Annotated in this window: 15 protein-coding genes and 1 pseudogene; 2 read left to right on the top strand and 14 right to left on the bottom strand. The window is 37.8% G+C overall.

What is annotated here, in order from left to right; genetic code table 11:
* Positions 1-48: 48 nt before the first annotated feature.
* Entirely contained in the window at positions 49-1,521 is a 1,473-nt protein-coding gene (locus BIV60_RS02200; RefSeq protein ID WP_071354116.1) for an aldehyde dehydrogenase family protein, read from the bottom strand.
* A 26-nt stretch (positions 1,522-1,547) separates the two neighbouring features.
* Positions 1,548-2,936 carry an APC family permease gene (locus BIV60_RS02205; RefSeq protein WP_071354117.1) on the bottom strand — a complete coding sequence of 463 codons (1,389 nt, stop codon included), beginning with the start codon at positions 2,934-2,936 and terminating at the stop codon, positions 1,548-1,550.
* A gap of 129 nt (positions 2,937-3,065) precedes the next feature.
* Between BIV60_RS02205 and BIV60_RS02210 the strand changes: the two genes are divergently transcribed.
* Positions 3,066-3,899, top strand: coding sequence for a MerR family transcriptional regulator (locus tag BIV60_RS02210; RefSeq protein ID WP_218145914.1), 834 nt, complete (start codon positions 3,066-3,068; stop codon positions 3,897-3,899).
* Between the two features lie 373 nt (positions 3,900-4,272).
* On the opposite strand, the gene BIV60_RS02215 is transcribed toward BIV60_RS02210, so the two are convergent.
* The 10 genes from BIV60_RS02215 to BIV60_RS02255 all read right to left on the bottom strand — a co-directional run bounded on the left by BIV60_RS02215 (position 4,273) and on the right by BIV60_RS02255 (position 17,459).
* Complete coding sequence (locus BIV60_RS02215; RefSeq protein WP_218145916.1) at positions 4,273-5,172, bottom strand: 5'-nucleotidase, lipoprotein e(P4) family; 900 nt, start codon at positions 5,170-5,172, stop codon at positions 4,273-4,275.
* Positions 5,173-5,329: 157 nt separating this feature from the next.
* Positions 5,330-6,490: a response regulator gene (locus BIV60_RS02220; RefSeq protein WP_071354118.1), complete on the bottom strand. Its 1,161-nt coding sequence runs from the start codon at positions 6,488-6,490 to the stop codon at positions 5,330-5,332.
* Positions 6,491-6,517: 27 nt separating this feature from the next.
* Entirely contained in the window at positions 6,518-8,875 is a 2,358-nt protein-coding gene (locus BIV60_RS02225) for a histidine kinase (protein WP_071354119.1), read from the bottom strand.
* A gap of 570 nt (positions 8,876-9,445) precedes the next feature.
* Positions 9,446-10,276 (bottom strand): carbon-nitrogen hydrolase family protein, encoded by an 831-nt coding sequence (locus BIV60_RS02230; RefSeq protein WP_071354120.1) that lies wholly within the window; start codon positions 10,274-10,276, stop codon positions 9,446-9,448.
* 23 nt (positions 10,277-10,299) lie between these two features.
* A complete protein-coding gene (gene speB, locus BIV60_RS02235; RefSeq protein ID WP_071354121.1) occupies positions 10,300-11,301 on the bottom strand; it encodes an agmatinase in 1,002 nt (333 codons plus the stop codon).
* A gap of 136 nt (positions 11,302-11,437) precedes the next feature.
* Positions 11,438-12,859: a sigma-54 interaction domain-containing protein gene (locus BIV60_RS02240; RefSeq protein WP_071354122.1), complete on the bottom strand. Its 1,422-nt coding sequence runs from the start codon at positions 12,857-12,859 to the stop codon at positions 11,438-11,440.
* Between the two features lie 179 nt (positions 12,860-13,038).
* A complete protein-coding gene (locus BIV60_RS30815) occupies positions 13,039-13,263 on the bottom strand; it encodes an IclR family transcriptional regulator domain-containing protein (RefSeq protein WP_083402062.1) in 225 nt (74 codons plus the stop codon).
* Between the two features lie 80 nt (positions 13,264-13,343).
* Positions 13,344-14,186, bottom strand: coding sequence for a YitT family protein (locus tag BIV60_RS02245; RefSeq protein WP_071354123.1), 843 nt, complete (start codon positions 14,184-14,186; stop codon positions 13,344-13,346).
* 255 nt (positions 14,187-14,441) lie between these two features.
* Positions 14,442-16,073 (bottom strand): amidohydrolase, encoded by a 1,632-nt coding sequence (locus BIV60_RS02250; RefSeq protein ID WP_071354124.1) that lies wholly within the window; start codon positions 16,071-16,073, stop codon positions 14,442-14,444.
* Positions 16,074-16,112: 39 nt separating this feature from the next.
* On the bottom strand, positions 16,113-17,459 hold the full coding sequence (locus BIV60_RS02255) for an APC family permease (protein ID WP_071354125.1): 1,347 nt from the start codon (positions 17,457-17,459) through the stop codon (positions 16,113-16,115).
* 260 nt (positions 17,460-17,719) lie between these two features.
* Here BIV60_RS02255 and proP point away from each other — a divergent pair, with 260 nt between their 5' ends.
* Complete coding sequence (gene proP / locus BIV60_RS02260; RefSeq protein ID WP_071354126.1) at positions 17,720-19,204, top strand: glycine betaine/L-proline transporter ProP; 1,485 nt, start codon at positions 17,720-17,722, stop codon at positions 19,202-19,204.
* A 207-nt stretch (positions 19,205-19,411) separates the two neighbouring features.
* On the opposite strand, the pseudogene BIV60_RS30820 reads toward proP, so the two are convergent.
* Positions 19,412-19,462 (bottom strand): annotated as a pseudogene (locus BIV60_RS30820) (YvbH-like oligomerization domain-containing protein); the annotation flags it as partial.
* A gap of 145 nt (positions 19,463-19,607) precedes the next feature.
* The gene (locus BIV60_RS02265; RefSeq protein WP_071354127.1) at positions 19,608-22,778 is read right to left on the bottom strand and encodes an ATP-binding cassette domain-containing protein; all 3,171 of its coding nucleotides are present in this window, start codon (positions 22,776-22,778) and stop codon (positions 19,608-19,610) included.
* Positions 22,779-22,783: the final 5 nt, after the last annotated feature.

Here is a 22,783-nt window from a genome sequence, read left to right on the forward strand (position 1 = left end):
TCCTCCTTTATTTTTAGAATATTCCAAATTTAAAGTTTGTATTTTTACTTAATTGCTAAACCATTCAGTTGGCTTAACATCTAAATTAATATTGATTTGTTTTACCTCAGTAAACGTATCCAAACCAAAGGTTCCTAACCCGCGGCCAATCCCGCTCTGTTTGTAACCTCCCCACGGTGCTTCATTATAGGCGAGGTTATAAGCATTAACATAGGTAATTCCGGCTCTTACTTTTTTAATAACCCTCAAAGCTTTGGCGCCATCTTGTGAAAAAACACCTGCTGCAAGCCCGTATGAAGTATCATTTGCCAGCTGGATGGCTTCCGCCTCATCTTTAAACTTTTGAACGACAAGGACTGGTCCAAAAATTTCTTCTTGAACAATTCTCATGTCAGGTTTGGTGTCAACAAATATTGTTGGCTCAATGAAATAACCATTTTCAAGCCCGTTACTTGTGATACGGTTGCCCCCGCAAGCTAATGTAGCCCCTTCGTCTAAGCCAATTTGAATATATTCAAGGATGTTCTTCATATGGCCTTCACTTACAAGCGGCCCCATCTCTGTAGACGAATCATCCCCAAGCCCAACCTGAATCTTTTTCGCTCTTTCTACCAATCTAGCAATGAACTTATCATGAATGCTCTCTTCTAATAGTAAACGGGATCCCGCATTACATACTTGGCCGGCATTGGTAAAAATTCCATTCAATGCATAATCGATGGCTGTCTCAAAATCTGCGTCAGCGAAAACAATATTTGGTGACTTGCCGCCTAGTTCGAGTGAAATGTTTTTAATATTTCCTGTTGCTGAATTCATGATGCTTCTACCAGTTGCTGTACTACCTGTAAAAGAAATCAGATCCACCTTTTGACTTTCCGCTATTTCATTTCCTACTGTTGAACCACCTCCCAAAACTAGGTTTGCAACACCAGCTGGTATCCCCACTTCTTCCATGATCTCAAATAATTTGTAAGTGGTGACCGGAGTGATTTCAGCTGGTTTAAATACAAGCGTATTTCCCGCAGCAAGCGCAGGGGCTATTTTCCAAGCTCCCGTCAACAATGGAAAATTCCATGCAGCGATAAGTCCGCATACACCGACAGGTTCCCGAATAACCATGGCTTGCACAGGATCGGCAACAGAATACGTTTGACCATTTGGCTTTGTCACTAACCCAGCATAGTATCGAAAGCAATCCACCGTATCAGCAATATCAAACTCAGATTCTTTAAGGGGTTTCCCCGTATTCTCTGTTTCAAGTTTGCTAAGCTCGGCTGCCCTTTCTTCAATCTTATCCGCTATTTTAAATAAGTAGGATGCACGTTCAGATGCCGGTAAGTCTGACCAAATTCCGGAGTCAAAAGCTGTTCGTGCTGCATTAATCGCCATTTGGGCTTCTTCTCTACTTCCCTTCGGAGCCTCAGCCATGATTTTATCGTTTGCGGGATTCACAGCATGACTCTTCTCTCCGCTTAACGAATCCATCCATTCACCATTAATAAACATTTTCAACTTCAACATTTTGACAAACCTCCAATATGTTATTTTTATCTTGCCTGTTGAGAGATAACCTCTGAATCAATGTCTTGGTCATTTTCTGGAATCATTTCTTTATCAAAATGAAACTCAGGGAGTGGTTTGCGGAACCATTTCGTCATATAGACAAGGTAAATCAAGCCGCATGTCAACCAGATGCCCCCAAGAATCAACGAATCCATTTCCAAATGTGACCATAACCACATCGTAAAAGCTGCGCCAATGAGTGGAAATAATAGATACCGAATGCAATCCATAAAAGAACGCTTGCGATTTCTGATAAAATAATGGGCGATAACAGACAAGTTTACCGATGTAAAGGCTATTAACGCTCCAAAATTGATAAACTTAATAACTTGTTCTAGGGTTAATAGAATTGCAAGTAAAGAAACTCCGCCAATCACAAAGATGCCAAGTGACGGTGTTTTATATTTAGGATGAATATATCCAAATATTTTTTTGGGTAATACGGAATCTCGTCCCATCGCATATAACACTCGAGAAGCGCTTGTGATTGAAGCGATTCCTGAAGAGAAATTACCAATAATCACTGCTGTAATAAACATGGATTTAAATAAATTTCCTCCGACAAGCACTGCTATTTCAAGGGCTGCAGAATCAGCATGTTTGAATGAAATGCCCGGATTCACCAATTGTGCTAAGTAAGAAGATCCAATATACAAAACTCCGATAAACAATAGCATGATAATAATGGCTCTTGGAATCGTTTTTTCGGGATTGATTGTTTCCTCTGATAACGTGGTTAGTGAGTCAAAACCAAGAAAACTAAAACAAAGAATGGTAGCACCTGTCAAAATATTGGACAAGGAAACATCTGCATTAAACAATGGCTTAATTGAGAAAAGACTACCCGTCCCTACTCCTTCTGATAAACTTTTGAAGGTTAATATCCAGAAAAGGCAAACAAAAATGACTTGAGCAACAACAAAAATTTTACTAGTTATTGCTGATATCTCCACACCTAGTATACTCGGAGATACGATGCTGGCAGTCAACACAATCACCCATACATAATGCGGGATTCCAGGAAATACCGCACTTAAAAAGACAATCGACATCAAGCAAGTAACCATAGGTGTTAACAAATAATCAAGCATAATCGACCAACCGACAATGAACCCTACCTCAGAATTAATAGATTTTTGCGTAAAGGTATAGGCTGAACCTGAGACCGGGTACGCTTTCGCCATCTTGCCATAGCTGAGAGCTGTAAAAAGTATTGCTAGAAAAGCAATAAGGTATGCAGCAGTAATGACACCTTTTGAGGTAACGGCAGCAATTCCATAGGTATTAAAAAACACCATGGGGTTATTCCATGCAATTCCTAAAAAAACAACCTGTGACAAAGTGAGCGTTTTTGCAAGCGCTTTCTGTTTCATAACTCAACTCCCTCCGTGTTAATAATTTTAATTCTTAGATGATTTAGAAGATTTCGTATCCTTATTGTAAACCTTGTTGTTACACAAAGGTAAATAGGTGTATTATAATTTTTAGGGGAGGTGATTTCATTGAAAATAAAGGAAAAATTAACCATTGGTGAAATGGCGAGGCTACGAGGGGTAACGACGGAGACCTTACGCCACTATGATCGGATTGACCTATTCAAACCTCAATATGTTGATCCCGATTCGGGGTATCGCTACTATTCTATTTTTCAATATGAAGTTTTAGGGACCATTAAAGAGTTGCGGCAACTTGGGATGAGTACAGACGAAATAAAGGATTATTTTAATGAACGTAATTTTAATAAGTCCTTGGATATTTTGAAAGCGAAGCATACGGAACTTGTGTCAAAAATGAGCGAGTTACGTGACCTGGAGGAAAATATTCGGGGGAAAATTGAATACTTGGAGCATGTAGCGAAAGAAAAAGAACTTCAAACGGTGTTTTTCCGTGAAATAGGAAAAAGGAAGTTAATTACCTTAAATGAAAAAATAAATAATAATTTGGAACTCAGTTATGGTGTAATAAGGTTAGAGAATATGCTCACCGAGAAAACACCAATTCTGGCTAGTAATAGACTAGGCATTATCGTCCAGGAAGCAGATCTTCGAGCGAAACGGTTTGAAGAACCATCTACTGTTTTTGTAGTGGCAAAAGATAAAGAAAAAATACCAAAACGGTGTCAAATGACGGTTCCTGCCGGGTTATTTGCGTGTATTCGTTATAATGGGGAATTATTATGGAATCGAAGCGAAAGTTTGAGTAAGATATTGAAATATCTTGATGAAACCGGATATCACATAACCGGCGATGCATTGCAAATTATGCACGTCGATATTACAATCACGGATAAACCAAATGAAATTACATTCGAAATTCAAGTTCCTGTTCAAATTTAGGGACGGCGGGTCAGGAGCCTTGTCCCACCTTGATGAAGTGATGGGACGAGGGAACCGTTCCCTAGTACCAACTCCTATTTAATTAACAAATAAAAACCACTTGGATTATCCTAAGTGGTTTTTACTTTGACTAGAAGTATCATCAAAAAAGCATTACAGATATGTTAATTAATACGCCTTTTTGTATGCTACTGATAATGTTTTTCCACGAAAACCGAACTAATTATAAAAGTTCGTTTCTACTCGTGTTTCATAGCAGCCTCCTGGAAAAGAAACTGACCGTATGAGTTAACGATTCCTTCCTTTGTACTTATCCACTGTCCATTTTAAATCCATGTAGGCAACAGCTCTCCCAATACATGTAAATCCAATTTTACTTTTGTTTCCAAGCGGAACGAGTAGCTGCCTCCTTCCAAATTACGCGGTTAGTATCGGTTGCTGCAGGCTCCGATTCACCAAATATGGCGCGTACCCAATGTCCGTCAGTTGGATTTGGCATGAGAATAAACTTAGTTCCAAAGAGATCTTTATCCTGTTCCATCAACTTGGCACGCTTGTCAATGTCTGCAACGTAATAAATTCGGCGGAAATCGTTCAAGTTATCACCCAGATAGGAGATTACATTATAATTTTGAGCTATTTCGTTTTGGCGGGGTTCCTTGTTTGATGTGTCTCTGAGAATTGTCAGATGCTTATTATCGACATAAGGAAATCTAAGTTTCTTTAGTTGTGTCTCTGCGTATGTGTAGGTTTTTGGTCCTTGGTCACGGCTCGAGACATAGAATACCTCTACACCTTTTTTCTTACAGTAATTAAAGAAATCTAGAGCCCCCGCAGTGGCGGCCATGTTATACGTTGGAATCCACTTGTCCCAGATTGCATCGTCGAAGAAGTCTTTATTATTGTTAATAAGATGTCCCCAATAATTGACCGGGCTAAGAATTGTATCATCAATATCCGTGATGACCGCTAACGGTTTATCGCCCGCCTTGTGTTTGGCAAGGGCAAGATTGACTTGCATTCGGGCCATATTAAAAGATTGGTGATAGAGCGCTTTATACTCTGCAGCGGTTTGCTTCCATGCAACAGCTACAGTCAGTATATTGTTGAGTCCATCTCCTGTAGGACCTTCAACACTTGGTGTTTTTTGTGGTTGTTCCACTGCTGCCTGTACATGTGTTGAATTCTGTTTAGACGTGCCGAACACATAACCAATCGTTCCACTACTAAGTACTACAATAATTGCCAGAATCATTGAAAAGTGTCTTTTCATTCTCTTGATCCTCCTCAAATTTTTTATAACATAATTTATGTTAAATCATCATTCTGACATATTTCTGACATTAGAAACAATTCTGAAAACAACTATTTAATCATAGAAAAAAGCGATTTGAATCGGAAATAGCTCCCTTTCAAATCGCTTTTGGTCCTTAAAGAATTTTTATTAATTTCTGATAGTGCATTTCAACCTTTAAAGAGGGGGTGCACCCCATTTCTTTCATAAGATACTGGCTATGCTGCTGATATTGTCTGATGAGGGCTGACTTGTCTTTACGTTTTTCGTAGATGTCCATTGCCATGGTACAGGCCTTTTCCTCATAGGGGAAAAAGCGCAATAGCTTATTCAGGTATTCCAATTCTTGTTCAATGGATTGGTTTTTATCAAAATAATCGATTAGCCGATATGCCAGTCGAATATACTTTTGGTTGGTGCTTTCACTGTGAGCAGCACTCCAAAGATAAGCTTTATTTTCAAAAAGCTCGCCACGGTAGTAGGATTCAGCTTTCATAAGCAACGATACTTCTTTTTCGCTATGAGGATGTTGGTTGCTCATTAATAAATCGGTTGATAATCTTACAAATTCATGATAATCCAAGAGACATTCCTCCAGCTCCACCCAGTAGCCGTTACTATTGCTTTTGATCTGCAGCGGCACCTGCTCATGAGCAATTGTTTTCTTTAAGCGGTAAATGGAGGTATGGAGATTGGTTTTCGCCCTATCAGGGTCCAAGTTGGGCCAAAGTAAATCACAGAGCTTCCACTTGTCTATGGTTTTCCCAAGGTGAATGACAAGATAAGCCAAAAGCTCCTCTACCTTTGATGTCATCCAGCGCACCTTTTGATTTGAGTGTTTCCCGTAGACTTCAAATTCCCCCATACAAAGAATTCTTCCATTACGTATGATTTCTTGATCCTCATTTGTGGATTCAGGCCTTTGCTGACTCGTGCGGTTCATGATTTTACGAACCACTCGGTTTATTTCATTCGCATCAACAGGCTTTAAAATATAATCTAAAGCATTAACTTTAAAGGCTTCTATCGCATACTGGCTGTAAGCTGTGACAAAAATGATATGCGTTTTCCCATGAATCGCCAAAATCTTTTCTGCCAATTCTAATCCATTCATGTCTGGCATTTCAATATCTACAAACGCAACATCGGGTTTAATTTCACAAATTTTTTCAAGAGCCGTTTCAGGATGGGTAAATTGCTTGACCACTTCTAATTGGCCATTTTGATCAATGACTCGTTTAAGTAAAATATGGTTTGGAAGTTCATCATCAATGGTGATCGCAATCAGCTTTGGCAAGAGAAATTTCCTCCTCCCGTTATTTTATCAAGTGTTTTTCTTAAACGGTAAATATAAAGTGATGATTGTACCATGTTCTTCTCTGCTTTCTATGGTCAGTTTCATATCTGCAATATGTTGCAGCCTTTGATTGATGTTGGCAAGGCCTACTCCAAAAACAGTTTCTTTTCCAGACAAAATTTCTTTAATTTTTTGTTCCGACATCCCGACGCCATTGTCTGTAACAGTGACTTTTATCGATTCGCCTTTTGGCTGGACGGTAAGCTTTACCGTGCCCCCCTGCGTTTTTTTTACAACCCCATGCCGGATTGCATTCTCTACTAAAGGCTGTATCATCAATGGCATAATCCTATGCTGTAAACAAGTTTCATCTATTTCGAAAATAGTTTGAAGCCTCTCACCATATCTGGCCTGCTCAATATCCACATAAGATTTCACCAGTTCAATCTCTCTTTGCAACGTCACCAGCTCGCCACGGTTATCGGTATTAAAAACGATTCTTAGGTATTTGCTGAGACTGCTCAATAATTCCCCCGCTTTTTCCGAATCGGTATAGCAAAAGGCCATAATCGCGCTTAGGGCATTATATAAAAAGTGAGGTTTTATTTGCGATTGCAAATAGGCCATTTCGTTTATCGCTACTTCCTTTTTGAGTTTTTTTGAAACCTTTTTGGTTCGAATAAACCCGAATACAAATAGTGATAAAACGAGCAGGACAATCAGCAAAATGAAAGTTATTAGATTCCGATGTTTCTTTTGTGTAATATATCTGTTCCTAAGTTCACTTTCACCAACTTTATACTTGTCAACAATTTCATTTGTATCAAAATAATTCATAGCTCGATTCATTATGCTTACTAAGGTATCCATGTCACGGGTCTGTTTAAAAAAATAACAATAATATTTAGGTGACTCTTTAATACGATAAACAGAAGTCAAATCAAAAAGCTCATTTTTATAAAAATCTTCCAAAAAGACATCTTCATTTTGAATGATATAGTCAATATCTCCTTTTTTTAGTCCGAAATACATTTTACTATCACTATCAAAATATGTAATTTGTTCTTTGGGAATGATTGTCTCAATAAAATCTGTTATGGATGTTCCCTTCACTATGCCTACTTTTTTATGAAGAAGTTCTTGCACGTATTTCATCTTTTTTGAGTTGTCTGTTTTTGCAATCACAGAATACAGTGTGGAAACATAAGGTTGTGAAAAGAGACCGAATTTTTGTCTGGTTTGTGTCATGCTAATTGGGAACAGGAGGTCAATATCTTTCTTTTTCACTTTATTAACCTTATCGGACCAACTAAGGTTTTCATCGCGTATGAAGCTATAGTTTAACCCAATGAGGTGTGCTATGTTTTCAAAGAGTTCGACACTAGCTCCTGAATATTTACCTTTAGCATTATCATAAAAGGATAAGGGAGCAAAATTGTCATCCACCATAACACGGACTTTACCAATTGAACGTATAAACTCCTTTTCCTTTTCTGTCATGAAGAAATGATCGTACAAATATGCTTTCTGCAATTCTTTATCATATTCTGTAACGATTGGACCAATTGCGACGGTAATCGTTTTGTTCAATATCGATAGTAATAGAGGATTGGAGCTGCTAGTAAATATTCTATAGGTATCATAGGTCCGGGAATTAGGAACCGGAAGCGCCAAGAGACCACGATCAATTAAACTTCTATAATTCCCAACGTTTGAGTAAATAAAATCAATCTTATTATTCTTTAATGCATCATAGGCAACAGAAAGATTTTTGTATGGATAATATTTTATGTCGCTAAAGGTATTTAGCGGATGACTGTTATCGTCTTTCATATTTAGTATTCCAATTTTTTTCCCTGTAAGTGTGTACCCAAGTGTATCATCCGTTATTTTTTTATCATTCGAATAAAATATGAAATTCATATTGATGCTAATGGGTGCGCTAAGCAAAATATCAGGATAAACTGCTGTACCCCTTTGGATTATTGGTGACAAATCCAATGAGCCATTTGATATTTTATTGAAAACATCCTCTGAACTGCTCACTGTAACATAAGATAGTTTTATCCCTAACACTTTTTCAAGTGCGGAGTAAAAGAGTTTATTTACCCCATATTCATTTCCATTATTTTTAAATTCATAGAATCCCCCCATGGAATCAAGATTAATAGGAACTTTCAACCCTTTTTTCCTGACTTCAACAAGATACTTCCTTTCTTCTTCTGTGAATGGAATCGATTTACTGGAAAAAGTGTTTGCACTGTTACTATATTTTTCATAGATTTCATCGTATTTATTTTTGGAGGAGGATGCTTCTGCAGCCGAAAAACCCGATGTAAGAAGCCAAACCATGACCAAAAGTATGATCACTTTTTTTTCATTCATTCAAATAGCCCCTCATGTTGCATTATTTATTTCACCTAATTTACGACCCGCTATGGCATTTTTTTATTCAGTATAAAATCGACATCGAGAGATATCAACAATATCTCACAAAATTATCAAAAAAATCATTTTACTTTTATTGGAGTTAAGACAAGGCTGTTTTCTAAAAATAAAGATAATAATTAATTCTTCAAAATAATAAACGGCTAAGGAAGTAAAAAAGCTTCCTTAGCCGTTTTTAATTAGTTACTTAATTTGACAGCTTCTTTCAGTTCTTTAACTGGTTTAAGAGCAGGAACTCATTTCCATTGTTCCATATCTATTTGGTTACTCTTCTATGATTGAGCCTCTTCAAAAGCAAGCTCTGGCGGGGGCTGCCTAAACATTTTCGTAAGATTTAAAAGGTATATAAATTTTTAAGAGTTGGTGAATTCGAATCCAATTAATCAATCCCCCTTGTTTAAACGCTACATCGCGGCCATTCTTATTCCAATATCTTTCTAATTCGGCAACTAATCCTTCACGCTAAATTTTCTAGGATTTATAGTCCAGCGAATTCGGTTCAAATAATTAGATCTTAATTTCCCAAATTCCCTTTTCAATTTCCTTTGAAGGAGTAGTAAATATCACCCTTCGCTCTTTCAGATAGTCATACTGTTGTCTACTCTCCTGAACAAGCGACAAGTCAATCGATACGGATAATACTTCCTCTTCACGTCCTGCTTCAGCAATGATCCGACCAAATGGATCAACTACAACGCTCTCTCCACAAAACGTCGTTTCCCCTAGCTGTCCAAGTCGATTTACCAAAGCGACAAATATTTGATTCTCATGTGCTCTGGCTTGAACGGCAACTCGGTGTACGGAACCGTCCCAATTTCCATCTGTCACCAACAATAGCTCGGCTCCCATACTGGCAACTGCACGTGCTGTTTCCGGAAATTCTATATCGTAACAAATAAGCAGCCCAACTTTTGTTCCTTGCCAGCTGCAGCTCCGAAAACAATTTCCGGCTTTAACTCCCTCAGATTCCTCTCCCCACAAATGGGTTTTACGATAAGAAAGCAATAATCCTGTCGGACCTACAAGAACCGTTGTGTTATAAATATTTTCTCCCTCTTTTTCGTATAAACCAACAACAATGGAAGTATTAGCTTCCTTCGCTTTACGTTCTAAATGTTTAACAATAGGTCCATTTAACTGCTCGGCTAATGCCCGGCAATCCTCTGGAAAAGGAAATCCTACCGGAGAAGGAAATCCCATGATAAATGTCTCGGGAAACAAAATGAGATCGTGAGAATGACCATATTGATCGACGATATGATCCAAACGAGCAAGATTGTTCTCTGGCCTCCCGTCTTCACAAATGAGTTGTGCTAATGCGATATTTACCTTTTTCATTATAAAAGCCTCCTTTATTCGATTTAATATTTACTGTCCTGTATGTTTACTTCTTTACCTTGAACAACTGTGTCTTTAGTAAGAAGCTTCCTCTTTTTCTTTAACGCCGTAAGCGTAATCATTTCAAACATAACAGAAGAAGCGAGTACTGCTGTGATTTCATTGCTGTCATAGGAAGGCAATACTTCTACTAGATCAAATCCAACGATATTAAGGCCATCAAGACCCCTTACGTATTCTAACGCTTCAAAGCTTGTCGGTCCTCCAACTTCCGGGGTCCCAGTTCCGGGAGCATAAGCCGGGTCGACAAAGTCGATATCGTAAGTAACAAAAACAGGACGGTCACCGACGCGCTCATGAATACGTTTCATGACTTCATTAAATCCGATTTGCCGTACCTCCCTCATAGGAATAACCTCAAACCCTAAATCCCTAGCATCTTCAATATCATTAATGCTATAAAGAGGGCCCCTCATGCCTACTTGTATGGAGTGATCAACATCTAAAAGACCTTCCTCAACAGCACGGCGGAACGGTGTTCCATGCATATATTTTTCACCGTAATAGTTGTCCCACGTATCTCCATGTGAATCAAAATGGACGAGTGCAATTGGTCCATATTGATTGTAGAAAGCTCTTAAACTCCCAAGCGTTATCGAATGGTCTCCACCCATAATAATCGGAATAATTCCTTTCTCAACGATCGGTGTTAATTCTTCCACCATATTGTCATAAGTACGATGGATATTACCCGGAATCACATCTACATCGCCATAGTCAACACCAGAACAGTAATCAAATATATTAATATCCATGTCAGGATTGTAAGGCCTTAGCAGCACCGAAAAATTACGAATGTGCTGCGGGCCGTTACGTTGGCCGGTTCGGTATGAAGCGGCTGTATCAAAAGGAACACCTACCACTACAAAATCAACATCATCTGTTGTTCTGATTTGTTCTAATCTCATAAACGTGCGGACACCACAAAATCGTGGTGACTTTGCTGAATCTTTTGGTTGATACATAATGAACCTCCTACTAGTCATTTTCGCTCACTAATTTAATTGCAAGAATAATACCAAGATTTAAGCGTTGGAAAATAGACTTTTATGTCGATAGGTTGATTCATATTTGAATAGGTCCAGCAAAATTCTGATTCAGTTATAAATCAAGATTCATTTTTGAATCAATTCCGTATTTTTTTAGTCTCCTTACAACAGTTGGTTGACTTAACCCAAGATGTTCCGCTATTTCACGGGTTGTTTTATACTGCATGTAAGCTCTCCTAAGATGGCGAGACTCTACTTCATCGAGAATTTCCTGTAATGTTTTTCTTCTACCTTCAGTATGGTCGAATGACCATTCAAAGTTCTGTTGGCGATTCTTTTGAGGAATATAAAATGGCAACTGATCAGGATAAATCGCTCTTGTTTCCGTAGTTATTACAAGTCTTTCAATCAAGTTTTCCAGTTCACGTACGTTCCCCGGCCAATTATAAGAGATCAGTTGATCAACGGTGGCTGCGTCTAAAAATTTATTCGTGCTGTTTTTTTCGTTAAAGTTTTTCAAATGATAATGTGCCAACATGGCAATATCTTCTTTCCGTTCCCTGAGAGGAGGGATTTGGATTGGAATAACGTTAAGCCGATAGAAAAGATCTTGGCGAAACTTCCCTTGACTTACCATATCCTTTAAATTCTGATTGGTCGAAGCAATGAGCCGGAAATCAATATTCTTTACCTTAACCCCACCAACCGGGGTTATCTTTTTCTCTTGAAGTACCTTCAACAGTTTTGCTTGAACTGAAAGGGGTAGTTCACCGATTTCGTCTAGAAATAAAGTCCCCTTATCAGCAAGCTCAATAAGGCCATGTTTTCCATTTTTATTAGCTCCGGTAAATGAACCCTCTTCATATCCAAACATTTCCGATTCAAATAATGATTCGGGAATCGCTCCGCAGTTTACTTCAATGAATGCTTCTCTCTTCCGTTCGCTTTTATTATGAAGACCACGAGCAAATACGTTCTTCCCTACCCCCGACTCTCCATAAAACACAACATTTGCGTCCGATTTTGCCACCCGCTGTACCAATTCCCATATTCGTTGAATGGTTTTGCTTTTTATAACGATATCCTCCGTGCTATCGGCTTTTTCACCCAATTCTTTTATTACAGATTGATAATGCTCCATCTTTGTTTTTAACTCTTCGTACTTTTCTTTTAAAGTTTCAATTTCTGTTAAATCATGTGAAAAGCTGATGACGCGAATAATCTCTCCAGCTTCGTTCATTACAGGGAAACCCGTTGCCATTACCACACGTCCAGTCGTCGTGTGCTGCATTACTTGAATTTCCTTTTTTGCTTTTAAAACCATCTTTGTAACCGATGGGGAGAAAATGCTCTCTGCTTCAAGCTGAAATACTGATTTTCCAATTAAAAATGAAACATCCTTTCCGTAAATGGCTTGGCAATTCGGACTTGCTCTTAATACAATTCCTTTTCCATCCGTAATCACTATGTTATCTTTCGAGGCTTTAAGAATTGCATCCAATTCGATTTGAAGAATTCCAAAGTGTTTTTCCATATAATCACTGCCTTTGTGAATTAATTTTCTTATTATTAAGATAACAATTCATTTTCAAAGTAAAAAGGCTTTTCAATAGAACCCTTGAACTTATTAATTAATTATCGGAAATTTAAAAATACTGTATATTTTAGGAAAAATCAGAAAAAGACACGAGCACTTTTAACCCGTGTCATTTATTATGTGGTTGGAATATATCCAAATTTCCGTGAAATCTCAAGTACAGCACTCTTTACCTTTTCAACCAACGAAGGCAGCATCTCTTTTCGGTAATTCACATTAAGGCCTGCAATACTAATACTTGCAATGATAGACCCTTTGTAATTAAAAATAGGAGCAGCTACACTAGATATTTGGCTGCTAATAAACCTTGATATCCATTCGAAAACTCTAGGGGGTATAATGGCTGGCTGCTGGAATAGTCTACTTGATTTTCCTTAAACCAATCGAAATAATATTATTTTCTCTCTAATCGCATTAATATCTAATGTTTGTGTTTATCATGGTAAAATCCTTCCCCAAGCACTTCGTACACATCATTAACACTAACAAAAGCATAGGGATCGGTTCCCTGTATCAATAATTTTAGTCGTCCTATTTCATTTCTGTTAACGACACAGTAAAGTACTTCCTTACTCTCTCCCGTGTATCCCCCCTTGCCGTTAAGTAAAGTTACACCTCGTTCCATTTCCATCGTAATCTTCTTCGCAATCTCAGAGGTTACATTCGAGATAATCATTACGGCTTTGGCTTTATATGCTGCCTCTTGAACATAATCTATGACTTTTGCTCCAATAAAAACAGCTACAAGGGTATACATAGCACGGGTAAGATCAAGATAAATAAGTGATATAGCCACGACGATTAAATCAGAAAAGAACAGCGTACGCCCAATGCTCCATCCCATGTATTTTTTCAAAAGATGTGCAATGATGTCGATTCCATCTGTTGCCCCGCCAAAACGAAATACTATCCCTAATCCAATACCGACCGTAACACCAGCATAAAGAGAGGCAAGCATTAAATCCTGTAATGGTAAAGAGAAGTTTTCAAAAACACTAAGAAATACAGATAACGATACGGTCCCCACTATCGTATAAATAAAGGAGGTTTTCCCCAGTGTTTTCCAGCCAAGAAACATAAGCGGAATATTGATCACTAAATTGACTAACCCAGGATCCCAATTAAAGATAAATTTCAGTAATATGGTTATACCAGTAATACCGCCTTCTGTTAAACCGTTACTTATGTTAAAGCAATCAACGCCAAAACCCATAATAGCAGATCCTACAATAATTGCTATTATGGGTTTTATTTTAAGTTTCATTTAACTCGCCCCCAATGATAAAAGCATTATGCATGGCTTTTCCTCTTCAAACTAACGGAATAACTATAACCGTTTAAAACATTAATGCATGTTTTATGCCAAATTGTATTACCGGTTTTTAGTACTATTTAACCAAAAGAGGTATTTAATTTTGAATAAACTATTCGTATTTGAATAACCATTACTGGGTTAATATCCAAAATAGGTTCAAATCTAAAAGAGGATTCTAGGGCAGAATCCTCTTTTTATCACATGTTACTTTTCAATTAAAGACTCTGTATGGTCATACACTACTGTACCATCAACAACTGTTAGCTGGATCTTTACATCCGGAATTTCCTCCGCCGGTATTTCAAAAAGATTTCTTTCCAAGACGGCAATATCAGCAAGTTTCCCCACTTCCAGTGTCCCTAATTCATGCTCCCGGAATGTTCCGTAAGCAGGTCCTGACGTATAGGCTTTTAATGCATCAGCAAGTGTAATCCGTTCATGAGGGTGCCATACTGTTTCACCACTGCTGTCGATTCTGGTTACTGCACGATAAATTTGTAGAAGTGGATTCAGGATATCAACTGGATAGTCAGTCCCAAATGCCAAGTTTGCACCCGTTTTTTTCAAAGTATTAATTGAAAAAACATGCTTTTCTCGTTCAGTACCGATTCGATCGGTGTAAACCCCCCGTTCTGACATCGCAAAATGATCTGGCTGCATCGAAGCGGTAATACCCAACTCCTTAAAACGAGGGATATCATTAGGCTGAATTACCTCAACATGCTCAACGGAATGACGTGAATCCCGCTTGCCATTAGCCTTTTGCGCTCCCTCATAGGCATCTAAAGCAAGACGGATAGCTCCATCCCCAATCGCATGAAAACGAATACTGAAGCCTTCCTTATCTGCATCCACCACCCATTTTTTAATCGTCTCAGGAGGAAAAGTCGTCTCACCACGTGTATCCTGCTGATCCGCATAAGGTTCTAATAAATAAGCAGTTCTAGCAGTAATGACGCCATCAATAAATTGTTTCAGTCCGGACACACGTAGTTTATCCGATTGATACGTATCTCTTAATTGTTTGGCGCGCTCTAAATCATCATTTAAGGCGGGCCATAAATGAAGGCGTGCTGTTAAATCCCCTTTATCTTCAAATTCTTTGAATAAATCATAATCATTAAGAATATCCATTGACTCCGATGCAAATAAGTCATGGACAGCCGTTACACCTAAACTAGCAGCATGAGTGAGGAAGTTTTTTAAAAGAACTCTCTTTTGTTCTTTCGTAAAATCATAGGCATGGTGGATAACCGCATCCATTGCTCCTTCATAGAGGAGGCCATTTGGTTCTCCATTTTCGTCCTTCCCAATCATACCGAAAGAAGGGGGTTCCGTATGTCGATTAATATTGGAAATCTCTAATGCCTTCGTGTTCACCCAAGCATAATGAGCTTCGGCGTGAAACATAAGCGCTGGACGATCAGGGAGGATACGATCCAATGAATGGCGGGTCGGTAATTGTTGTGTATCCCAATAACCTGCATCCCATGTAAATCCGATTACCCATGGATTTTCCGGATGGGATTCAGCGAATTCGCGAATCATTTCCAGTGCTTCCTCTTCAGAACGGGCCGCGAACAGATTGACACCATTAAGAGCAACGGCCCCCTGCATAAGATGAAGATGGAAATCATGGAATCCTGGCATAATCAGCTGGTCATTAAACTTATAAATTTTCGTATTCTCGCCTGCGTAGTGTTTCATTTCCTCCTCAGAACCAATCGCAACAATTTTGTTTTCTTTAATCGCAATCGAAGCGGGTTCAGGCTGGTTATTAAGACCTGTAAAAACAGTATTACTCGAAATAATCATATCTGCTGTTTGTTGACTCATCATTAATCAATCCTTTCATTTATATAGATAAATGCCCCTTTAATGAGCTTCTTCTAAGCCAAGCTCTGGAGGCAATTGCCTAAACATTTTTGTTAAGTTTAATAGATAGATAAATCCAATCAGAAGCCATGTTCCACCTAGTAATAGGGAATGTTTGTCCAGTTTTGTAATCAACAGTCCAATAAGTGCTGTGCCTATAACCGGGATAATCAAATATTGAATCGTCCCTTTAAAAGACCTCTGTTTGTTTCGGATAAAATAGTGAGCGATTACCGAAAGATTCACAAAGAAAAAGGCGAACAGTGCTCCAAAATTAATAAGAGATATCGCAGACGTTAAATTTAGAAAAAGCGCACTTAATGCAATCACACCAATAATTAGAATATTGAATACTGGCGTGCGGTATTTTGGAGATAAATAGCCAAAGATTTTTTTCGGTAATACATTTTCCCTTCCCATCGCATACAAAATACGAGAGGCGCTCGTACCGGAAGCAACAGCTGAAGCAAAGCCGGCTGTCAGCCCGATAGCATTAAAGATACTCGTAAAAATAGTCCCGCCAATAAACATCGCAATATCGATATAGGCTGACTCAGGATTTTTGAAAGACTGAAACGATGGATAAATGAGTTGTAAAAAATACGAACCTACGATAAAGATTATTCCGCCAATGAACGTGACCAAATAGATTGCCTTTGGCAATGTTTTCGTCGGTTCTTTCGTCTCTTCTGACAACGCCGTCACGGCGTCAAAGCCTAAAAAGGAAAAACATAAAATAGGAATGATAGATAAAAGAGTTGGTAATTGAATGTGAGAGTCATAGAAAGGAACAGTTGAAAATAATGTCCCTGCTCCTTTTCCTGCAAGAAGCCCTTTAATCGACAAAATCATAAACAGTACAATTGATAAGATTTGCAAGATCAGCAAGATGGTATTAAAATTTGCCGCTAGTTTAATACCAAGGATGTTGACAGTCGTAATAATGACAATAAATGAAATGATCCAAACAAACATCGGCACGGAAGGGAACATCGCATTCAGTGTGATTGCATTGAGAAGGGAACTGATCATCGGGCTAAATACATAATCAAGGATGATGGTCCAACCAACGATAAACCCTAAATGCGGGCTAATCGATTTTTGCGTAAACGTATATGCTGCTCCTGCGTTTGGGAACGCTTTCACTAATTGCGCATAGCTATAAGCTGTAAATAGCATGACTACTAAAGCAATCGCATAAGCAGTTGGGATCATCCCGTTTGTGCTTGTTACAGCTACTCCATATGTAGAATACATAGTCGTTGGAGCCATAAAGGTTAAACCAAAAAACACAACAAATTTTAAAGAAAGTGTTCGCTTAAGAGTAGTTGGGCTTATATTATTCATGCATCAATCCTCCTCGTAAATGATATTGACAAATGATCATTATTACATTAACTACCGGTAGTTAGTTCAATAAAATTATAAGGCGCATCCGTTAAATAGTCAAACAATTCTTAATTTATATTTTATGAGTAATTCGATCAGCAGCCTTCCATTTTCAACAGTTGAATCAGCTTGACGAAGATTTTACCTGAATAGCATTGGAGAAGCCAGTTCAAAATATCATTAAGATTTGACTTTCAATAGGAATTTAGGTGAAGCAATTGGCAGAAAATGTAGAAAAATGGGCAGGGTTTAGAAAAAGATCCGAAAGAAGATTAAAAAAAGATGATATTACGATTGTGGATACCGATTCGGCAAAAAAAGCGGTGATGGCTACTGCCCTGGGAAATGCGATGGAGTGGTTTGATTTTGGAATTTACTCCTATTTGGCTGTGATAATAGGAAAGGTGTTTTTTTCAGGCGTGACCGGACCGCTCCAATTAGTATATTCTTTTGCCACTTTTGCTGTGGCGTTTCTTGTTCGTCCTCTTGGCGGGATGTTTTTTGGCATGTTGGGTGATAAGTTAGGACGAAAAAAGATATTAACCATCACTTTAGTGTTAATGTCTCTAGCTACTTTAAGTATGGGTTTGATCCCGAGCTATGCAAAGATCGGAAATCTGGCTCCTATCCTTTTGCTTTTAGCGAGATTGGTTCAGGGGTTTTCCACAGGCGGTGAATATTCAGGTGCCATGACGTTCATCGTGGAATCTTCACCTGATAAAAAAAGAGGTTTTTTATCAAGCGGGTTAGAAGTGGGAACATTAGTAGGATATATTGCTGGGTCCGGTATCGTAACGATTCTTAGTTTTTGGCTTGGAGACGCTAAAATGCTGGATTGGGGATGGCGTATTCCATTCTTCATTGCTGCACCGATTGGTCTTATTGGTCTTTATTTGAGAAATAATTTGGAGGAGACTCCTGTCTTTGAAGCAATGAATGAAGGGAAACAAAAAGAAAATGAAAAAGGATTAATCAAAAAAGTTTTTGTTTTTCATTGGCCGCAGATGCTTAAAGGGATTGTTTTAGTTTTATTTTTTAATGTGGTGGATTACATGTTGTTATCGTATATGCCATCTTATTTAAATGTTGTCCTGGGTTATGGAGAAACAAAGGGGCTTTTGCTCATTCTAATTGTGATGTTTATCATGATTCCCATTGTTTTACTTATGGGTTATTTCAGTGATCGGATTGGAAATAAACGCCTTATTTTAGGAGGTTTGATTGGATTAACTCTTCTGTCTATCCCTTCATTCAAGATGATTGGAACTGGGAATAATTTGACGGTTTTTTTTGGCCTGATGATATTAGCTATTCTTTTAGCTACCTTCGAAGCAACAATGCCGTCCATGCTGCCTTCCTTGTTTTTTACAGAAGTAAGATATGTTGCGCTGGCCATTACCTTTAATATTTCGGTTTCCTTATTTGGTGGAACAACTCCATTGGTTACAGCGTGGCTTATAAAAGTGACGGGAAACAAGATGCTTCCAGCTTATTATATTATGGCTGCTTGCTTAATTGGTATTGTCACCATGTTTTTTGTAAAGGAAACCACCGGGAAAGCGCTGCGGGGCTCAGCACCGGCAGTAGAGGAAAAACACGAAATTGCGGAAATTCTAGAGGATCCTCATGAGGCCCTGTGGTGGAAAGAGGAAAAAATAAATATTGAAGAAAAAATCGCCGAGTCGGAAAATGATAGCAAATAAGTCACCAGGCGAAATCAAAAATCTCTTACTTCAGAAATATTCATCACATTTTTTATAGTAGGTTGTGTCGCAAATCTTATATTAATATAAAATTTTGAAATCATACCAATTAGCAGCACGAAAAACAGAGCCTTTCTATATATAGAGAGGCTCTTTATTAGCGGTTACATCTATTATTTAATGTTAATAAATGCGTATTTCTGCTTCTTAATTATTAATATATTTTTCAAGGATTTTGCCAAAGTCCTTGATTTGGTATTATTCTCTTACAAATAAGTTATTAGTATATGCAGACGGAACCAGCATAAAAACTCATTTGCATTTCATTATTGCGAATGAGTTTTCTATCACTAACTGACATCTAGTTTTGCTTTAAAACATGGCTTGTTTTAATCATTCTAATTTAATTATTTTGCTCAAGGCATTGATACACCGCCATCATATCTCGTTTATTTAATTCACGAATGCGATTGAAAATGGGAATGTCTGTAACAGCTTCTGTATATAAGCTTTCATCAACGACATCCCTTACGGTTCCAGTTAACCATGTTTTTACTGGTATGTCTTCAACAAGTTCCTTAAGGCCCTCATCATTGATGCCACTCGCATAACAACTTACACATGGAATGGTTAATTTAAACACGCCATCATGCAGATTATCTTCTGATATCACTTTCTTTCCTTTACAGAATGGACATGGATGGTTTTTTTTCATTTTATTCATTTCGGTAACTAATTTTTTGTAACCAAATGCTTCATACACATATGTTAGTTTCTTGTATTTTCCATTTGTGAAATACTTATCTATGATCGTTTCTCTTGTTTCATTGATAGTAGGAAAATCACAGATGGTCACTTGATTATTGATGCTAATGGATTCGATCTTGTCTTTGATGGTGTCCCAGAATGGTAAGACATTTTGTAAGACCATTTCATAACCTGTAAAGCTTGCTTGTTCTAATTCATACACTTTCAGGGCGACTTGTGTTTTTCTAGGCAGTAAGGAGACATCTTCTGTCAAAATCATATCGCCGCCTACAATCGATTTCAATTTGACGAGTACGGGTAAATCCCCCACTATTTTCAATACTTGGTCAATCGACCCATTGATTATTTCACGAATATCGGTGTCTCCAAATTTAAGTGGTTTATGGTGGTTTAAAACCGTGCCCTCACAAATTGGGCATGTAATCATTTCTTTAGAAGCTTTCATTTGCTCTTTAATCACTGATTTTGAAACGACAATATACATACCAAGGATGGTATTAAAACCTACCCATGTTCTACGTGCCTTGCCTTTCTTATCATAAAATGACTTTTCAAAATACCCGTACCAAAATATATGCTTTTCTTCATCTGACATCTCATTATAACTTTTCGTTAAGTCAAACCCGAGTTCATTCTTAATTTCTTCAAATAGAAATTCTAATTTGGGGTATTGATAAAATTTTAATACTTCCATAATTTCCGGATAGAATAAACCATCCCAGAATGGAAGATTTTTGTCTTTAATCACAAGATCTTTATCAAATATTGCAATCTTAAGACGTCCCGAGCATGAAGGACAATGATTGTCCGGAGAAAAGAAATCAAAGCTTCTCGTATCTTTATTAGTCGGATGTGCCGCCACAATCTGGTTAATCACCCCACCCATTTCATATAGGAAACTATATTGACTATACAAATGTCTTTCAAGGTCAATGGCAATGACGGGTGCAATTTTTTTAGAATCGTATTCTCCATAAATCAAACGGGCCATTGAGGATAAGCTTTTTAAAATACCGCCCTTATAGACATTTTCTGCATTTTTATAATAGTCGATATGATTTTCTTTTAAATACGTAATACCATTTTGTGATTTGAGTGTGGACGAAATAGGCAATGGCAGCGCGACGTCTTCCCTATTTTTAGCCTCATAATATTTACGATGACTTACAACATCAAGATATGTGACAGGTTCGTTCTTTCTTCTTCCAAAATCAACGATAAAATCAGAATTTTCCATCATATAGGCATTATGTTCAATCATCATGATGGAAACGGATTCATCTTGGAGAATGCCCCTGATACTATCCACGAATTGATTTAAAATATTTTGTGATAAACCTTTTGAAGGCTCGTCAAAAATAAAAAGTGTATGAGGATTTCTAGAATTTGCAAACAGTTCCGAGACTAAATGCACACATTGGAATTCACCAGTCGATAGTGTTTGCGTTTTTCTATTTAAAGTCAAATAACCTAGTCCTAGTTTGATCAATAAGCTCAATCGTCTATGGGCAATATCTTCATTTGGAAGTTCATCAATGATATCTTCAATGGAGGAATCGAAAATATCATCGATTGTTTCACTATATTTTGTGATTTTCTTTTTAATATCTAGAAAAGTCGCAACCGTTGACCGGCTCGTAATCGATTGGTTTCGATCTTGTCCAACCATCACGAGTTTATCGTTTTTGTACCGTTTCTGAAAATCTTGGGCAATACATTCGTTGACAAGTGTTGATTTACCACATCCAGACTCTCCGGTAATGGTTACAAGTCTATTTTTTGGTATTTTCATTTCAGCCATTTGAATATTACGGCAATATAAATCATGAAATTGATAGTAATCTGTTGGCTCTTTCTCATTTCGTTCTAAGTGAACTGGTTTTGGACGCGGTGATTCATCCACGATTTTTCCGCCATATTTACCACTGCCAGGTCCAAAGAATACTTGGTCGTCAGTTGTATCGAGCACTGTGTCAGAATGGTCAATCAGCCAAATTTGATTCTTATAGCCTAATTGTTTGATTTGTTCTAAAATTTTTAGTAATGTTCCGTGATCAATCCCGACTGATATTTCATCAATGATAATGGCCGTATTTTCACTTACAGCCATGAATTCTGCCAGGTAAGCCCGAGTTAATTCTCCACCTGACAATGTACCCATAATTCTGTTTAATGTTAGGTAACCTATATTCATATTAATAATGTTTTTAAGTAGATGCTGTTTTACTTCACTAATATGTAAATCTTTTGATAGCGAAAGAATCGTTTCAATACTTAAGTTGTTAATATCTGATATACTGTGCGGTTTACCAAATACATTGATTGTATATTGTTCTACTTCCTCGTTATAACGCCTTCCATCACACTTCGGACATTGTACATTTTGGTTCGTACCACGGCCTTTACACTTAGGACACCAGCCTAATTCATTATTAAATGAAAAGACTTCTGGTGAAAGATTGTATTTTTCAGCGAGTCGCTCGCGAATCTCTGTAAATACGCCAGTATGCGTGCCAATGGTTGAACGTGGATTGGAAGAAATGGATGATCTTCCGAGAAAAAGTACTAAAGGCATCTCTTCCATCTTGATGGCACTGAAATTAGTTTCCATAATATTAGGAAATAAATACTGATATTCAGCCTTTGGTAATAAGGAAACGAGACGCTTCTTGGATTCTTCCCCAATGGTTTGACAAAATGTGGTTTTACCAGACCCGGACAAACCAGCAATTCCGAGCGTCTGATCTTCCGGCAATAGGCAATCTAAACGGTTAATATTGTTGGCAATTAATTGATTTATTTTCATATTAA

This window comes from Bacillus sp. MUM 116, assembly GCF_001866655.1.
Classification (GTDB): Bacteria; Bacillota; Bacilli; order Bacillales; family Cytobacillaceae; genus Neobacillus.

Coding starts and splice junctions, on each gene's coding strand:
- BIV60_RS02250 (WP_071354124.1), bottom strand. CDS start 16,073: ATGAGTCAACAAACAGCAGATATGATTATTTCGAGTAATACTGTTTTT.
- BIV60_RS02230 (WP_071354120.1), bottom strand. CDS start 10,276: ATGAAAAAGGTAAATATCGCATTAGCACAACTCATTTGTGAAGACGGG.
- speB (WP_071354121.1), bottom strand. CDS start 11,301: ATGTATCAACCAAAAGATTCAGCAAAGTCACCACGATTTTGTGGTGTC.
- BIV60_RS02215 (WP_218145916.1), bottom strand. CDS start 5,172: ATGAAAAGACACTTTTCAATGATTCTGGCAATTATTGTAGTACTTAGT.
- BIV60_RS02245 (WP_071354123.1), bottom strand. CDS start 14,186: ATGAAACTTAAAATAAAACCCATAATAGCAATTATTGTAGGATCTGCT.
- BIV60_RS02205 (WP_071354117.1), bottom strand. CDS start 2,936: ATGAAACAGAAAGCGCTTGCAAAAACGCTCACTTTGTCACAGGTTGTT.
- BIV60_RS02255 (WP_071354125.1), bottom strand. CDS start 17,459: ATGAATAATATAAGCCCAACTACTCTTAAGCGAACACTTTCTTTAAAA.
- BIV60_RS02240 (WP_071354122.1), bottom strand. CDS start 12,859: ATGGAAAAACACTTTGGAATTCTTCAAATCGAATTGGATGCAATTCTT.
- BIV60_RS02225 (WP_071354119.1), bottom strand. CDS start 8,875: ATGAATGAAAAAAAAGTGATCATACTTTTGGTCATGGTTTGGCTTCTT.
- BIV60_RS02265 (WP_071354127.1), bottom strand. CDS start 22,778: ATGAAAATAAATCAATTAATTGCCAACAATATTAACCGTTTAGATTGC.
- BIV60_RS02200 (WP_071354116.1), bottom strand. CDS start 1,521: ATGTTGAAGTTGAAAATGTTTATTAATGGTGAATGGATGGATTCGTTA.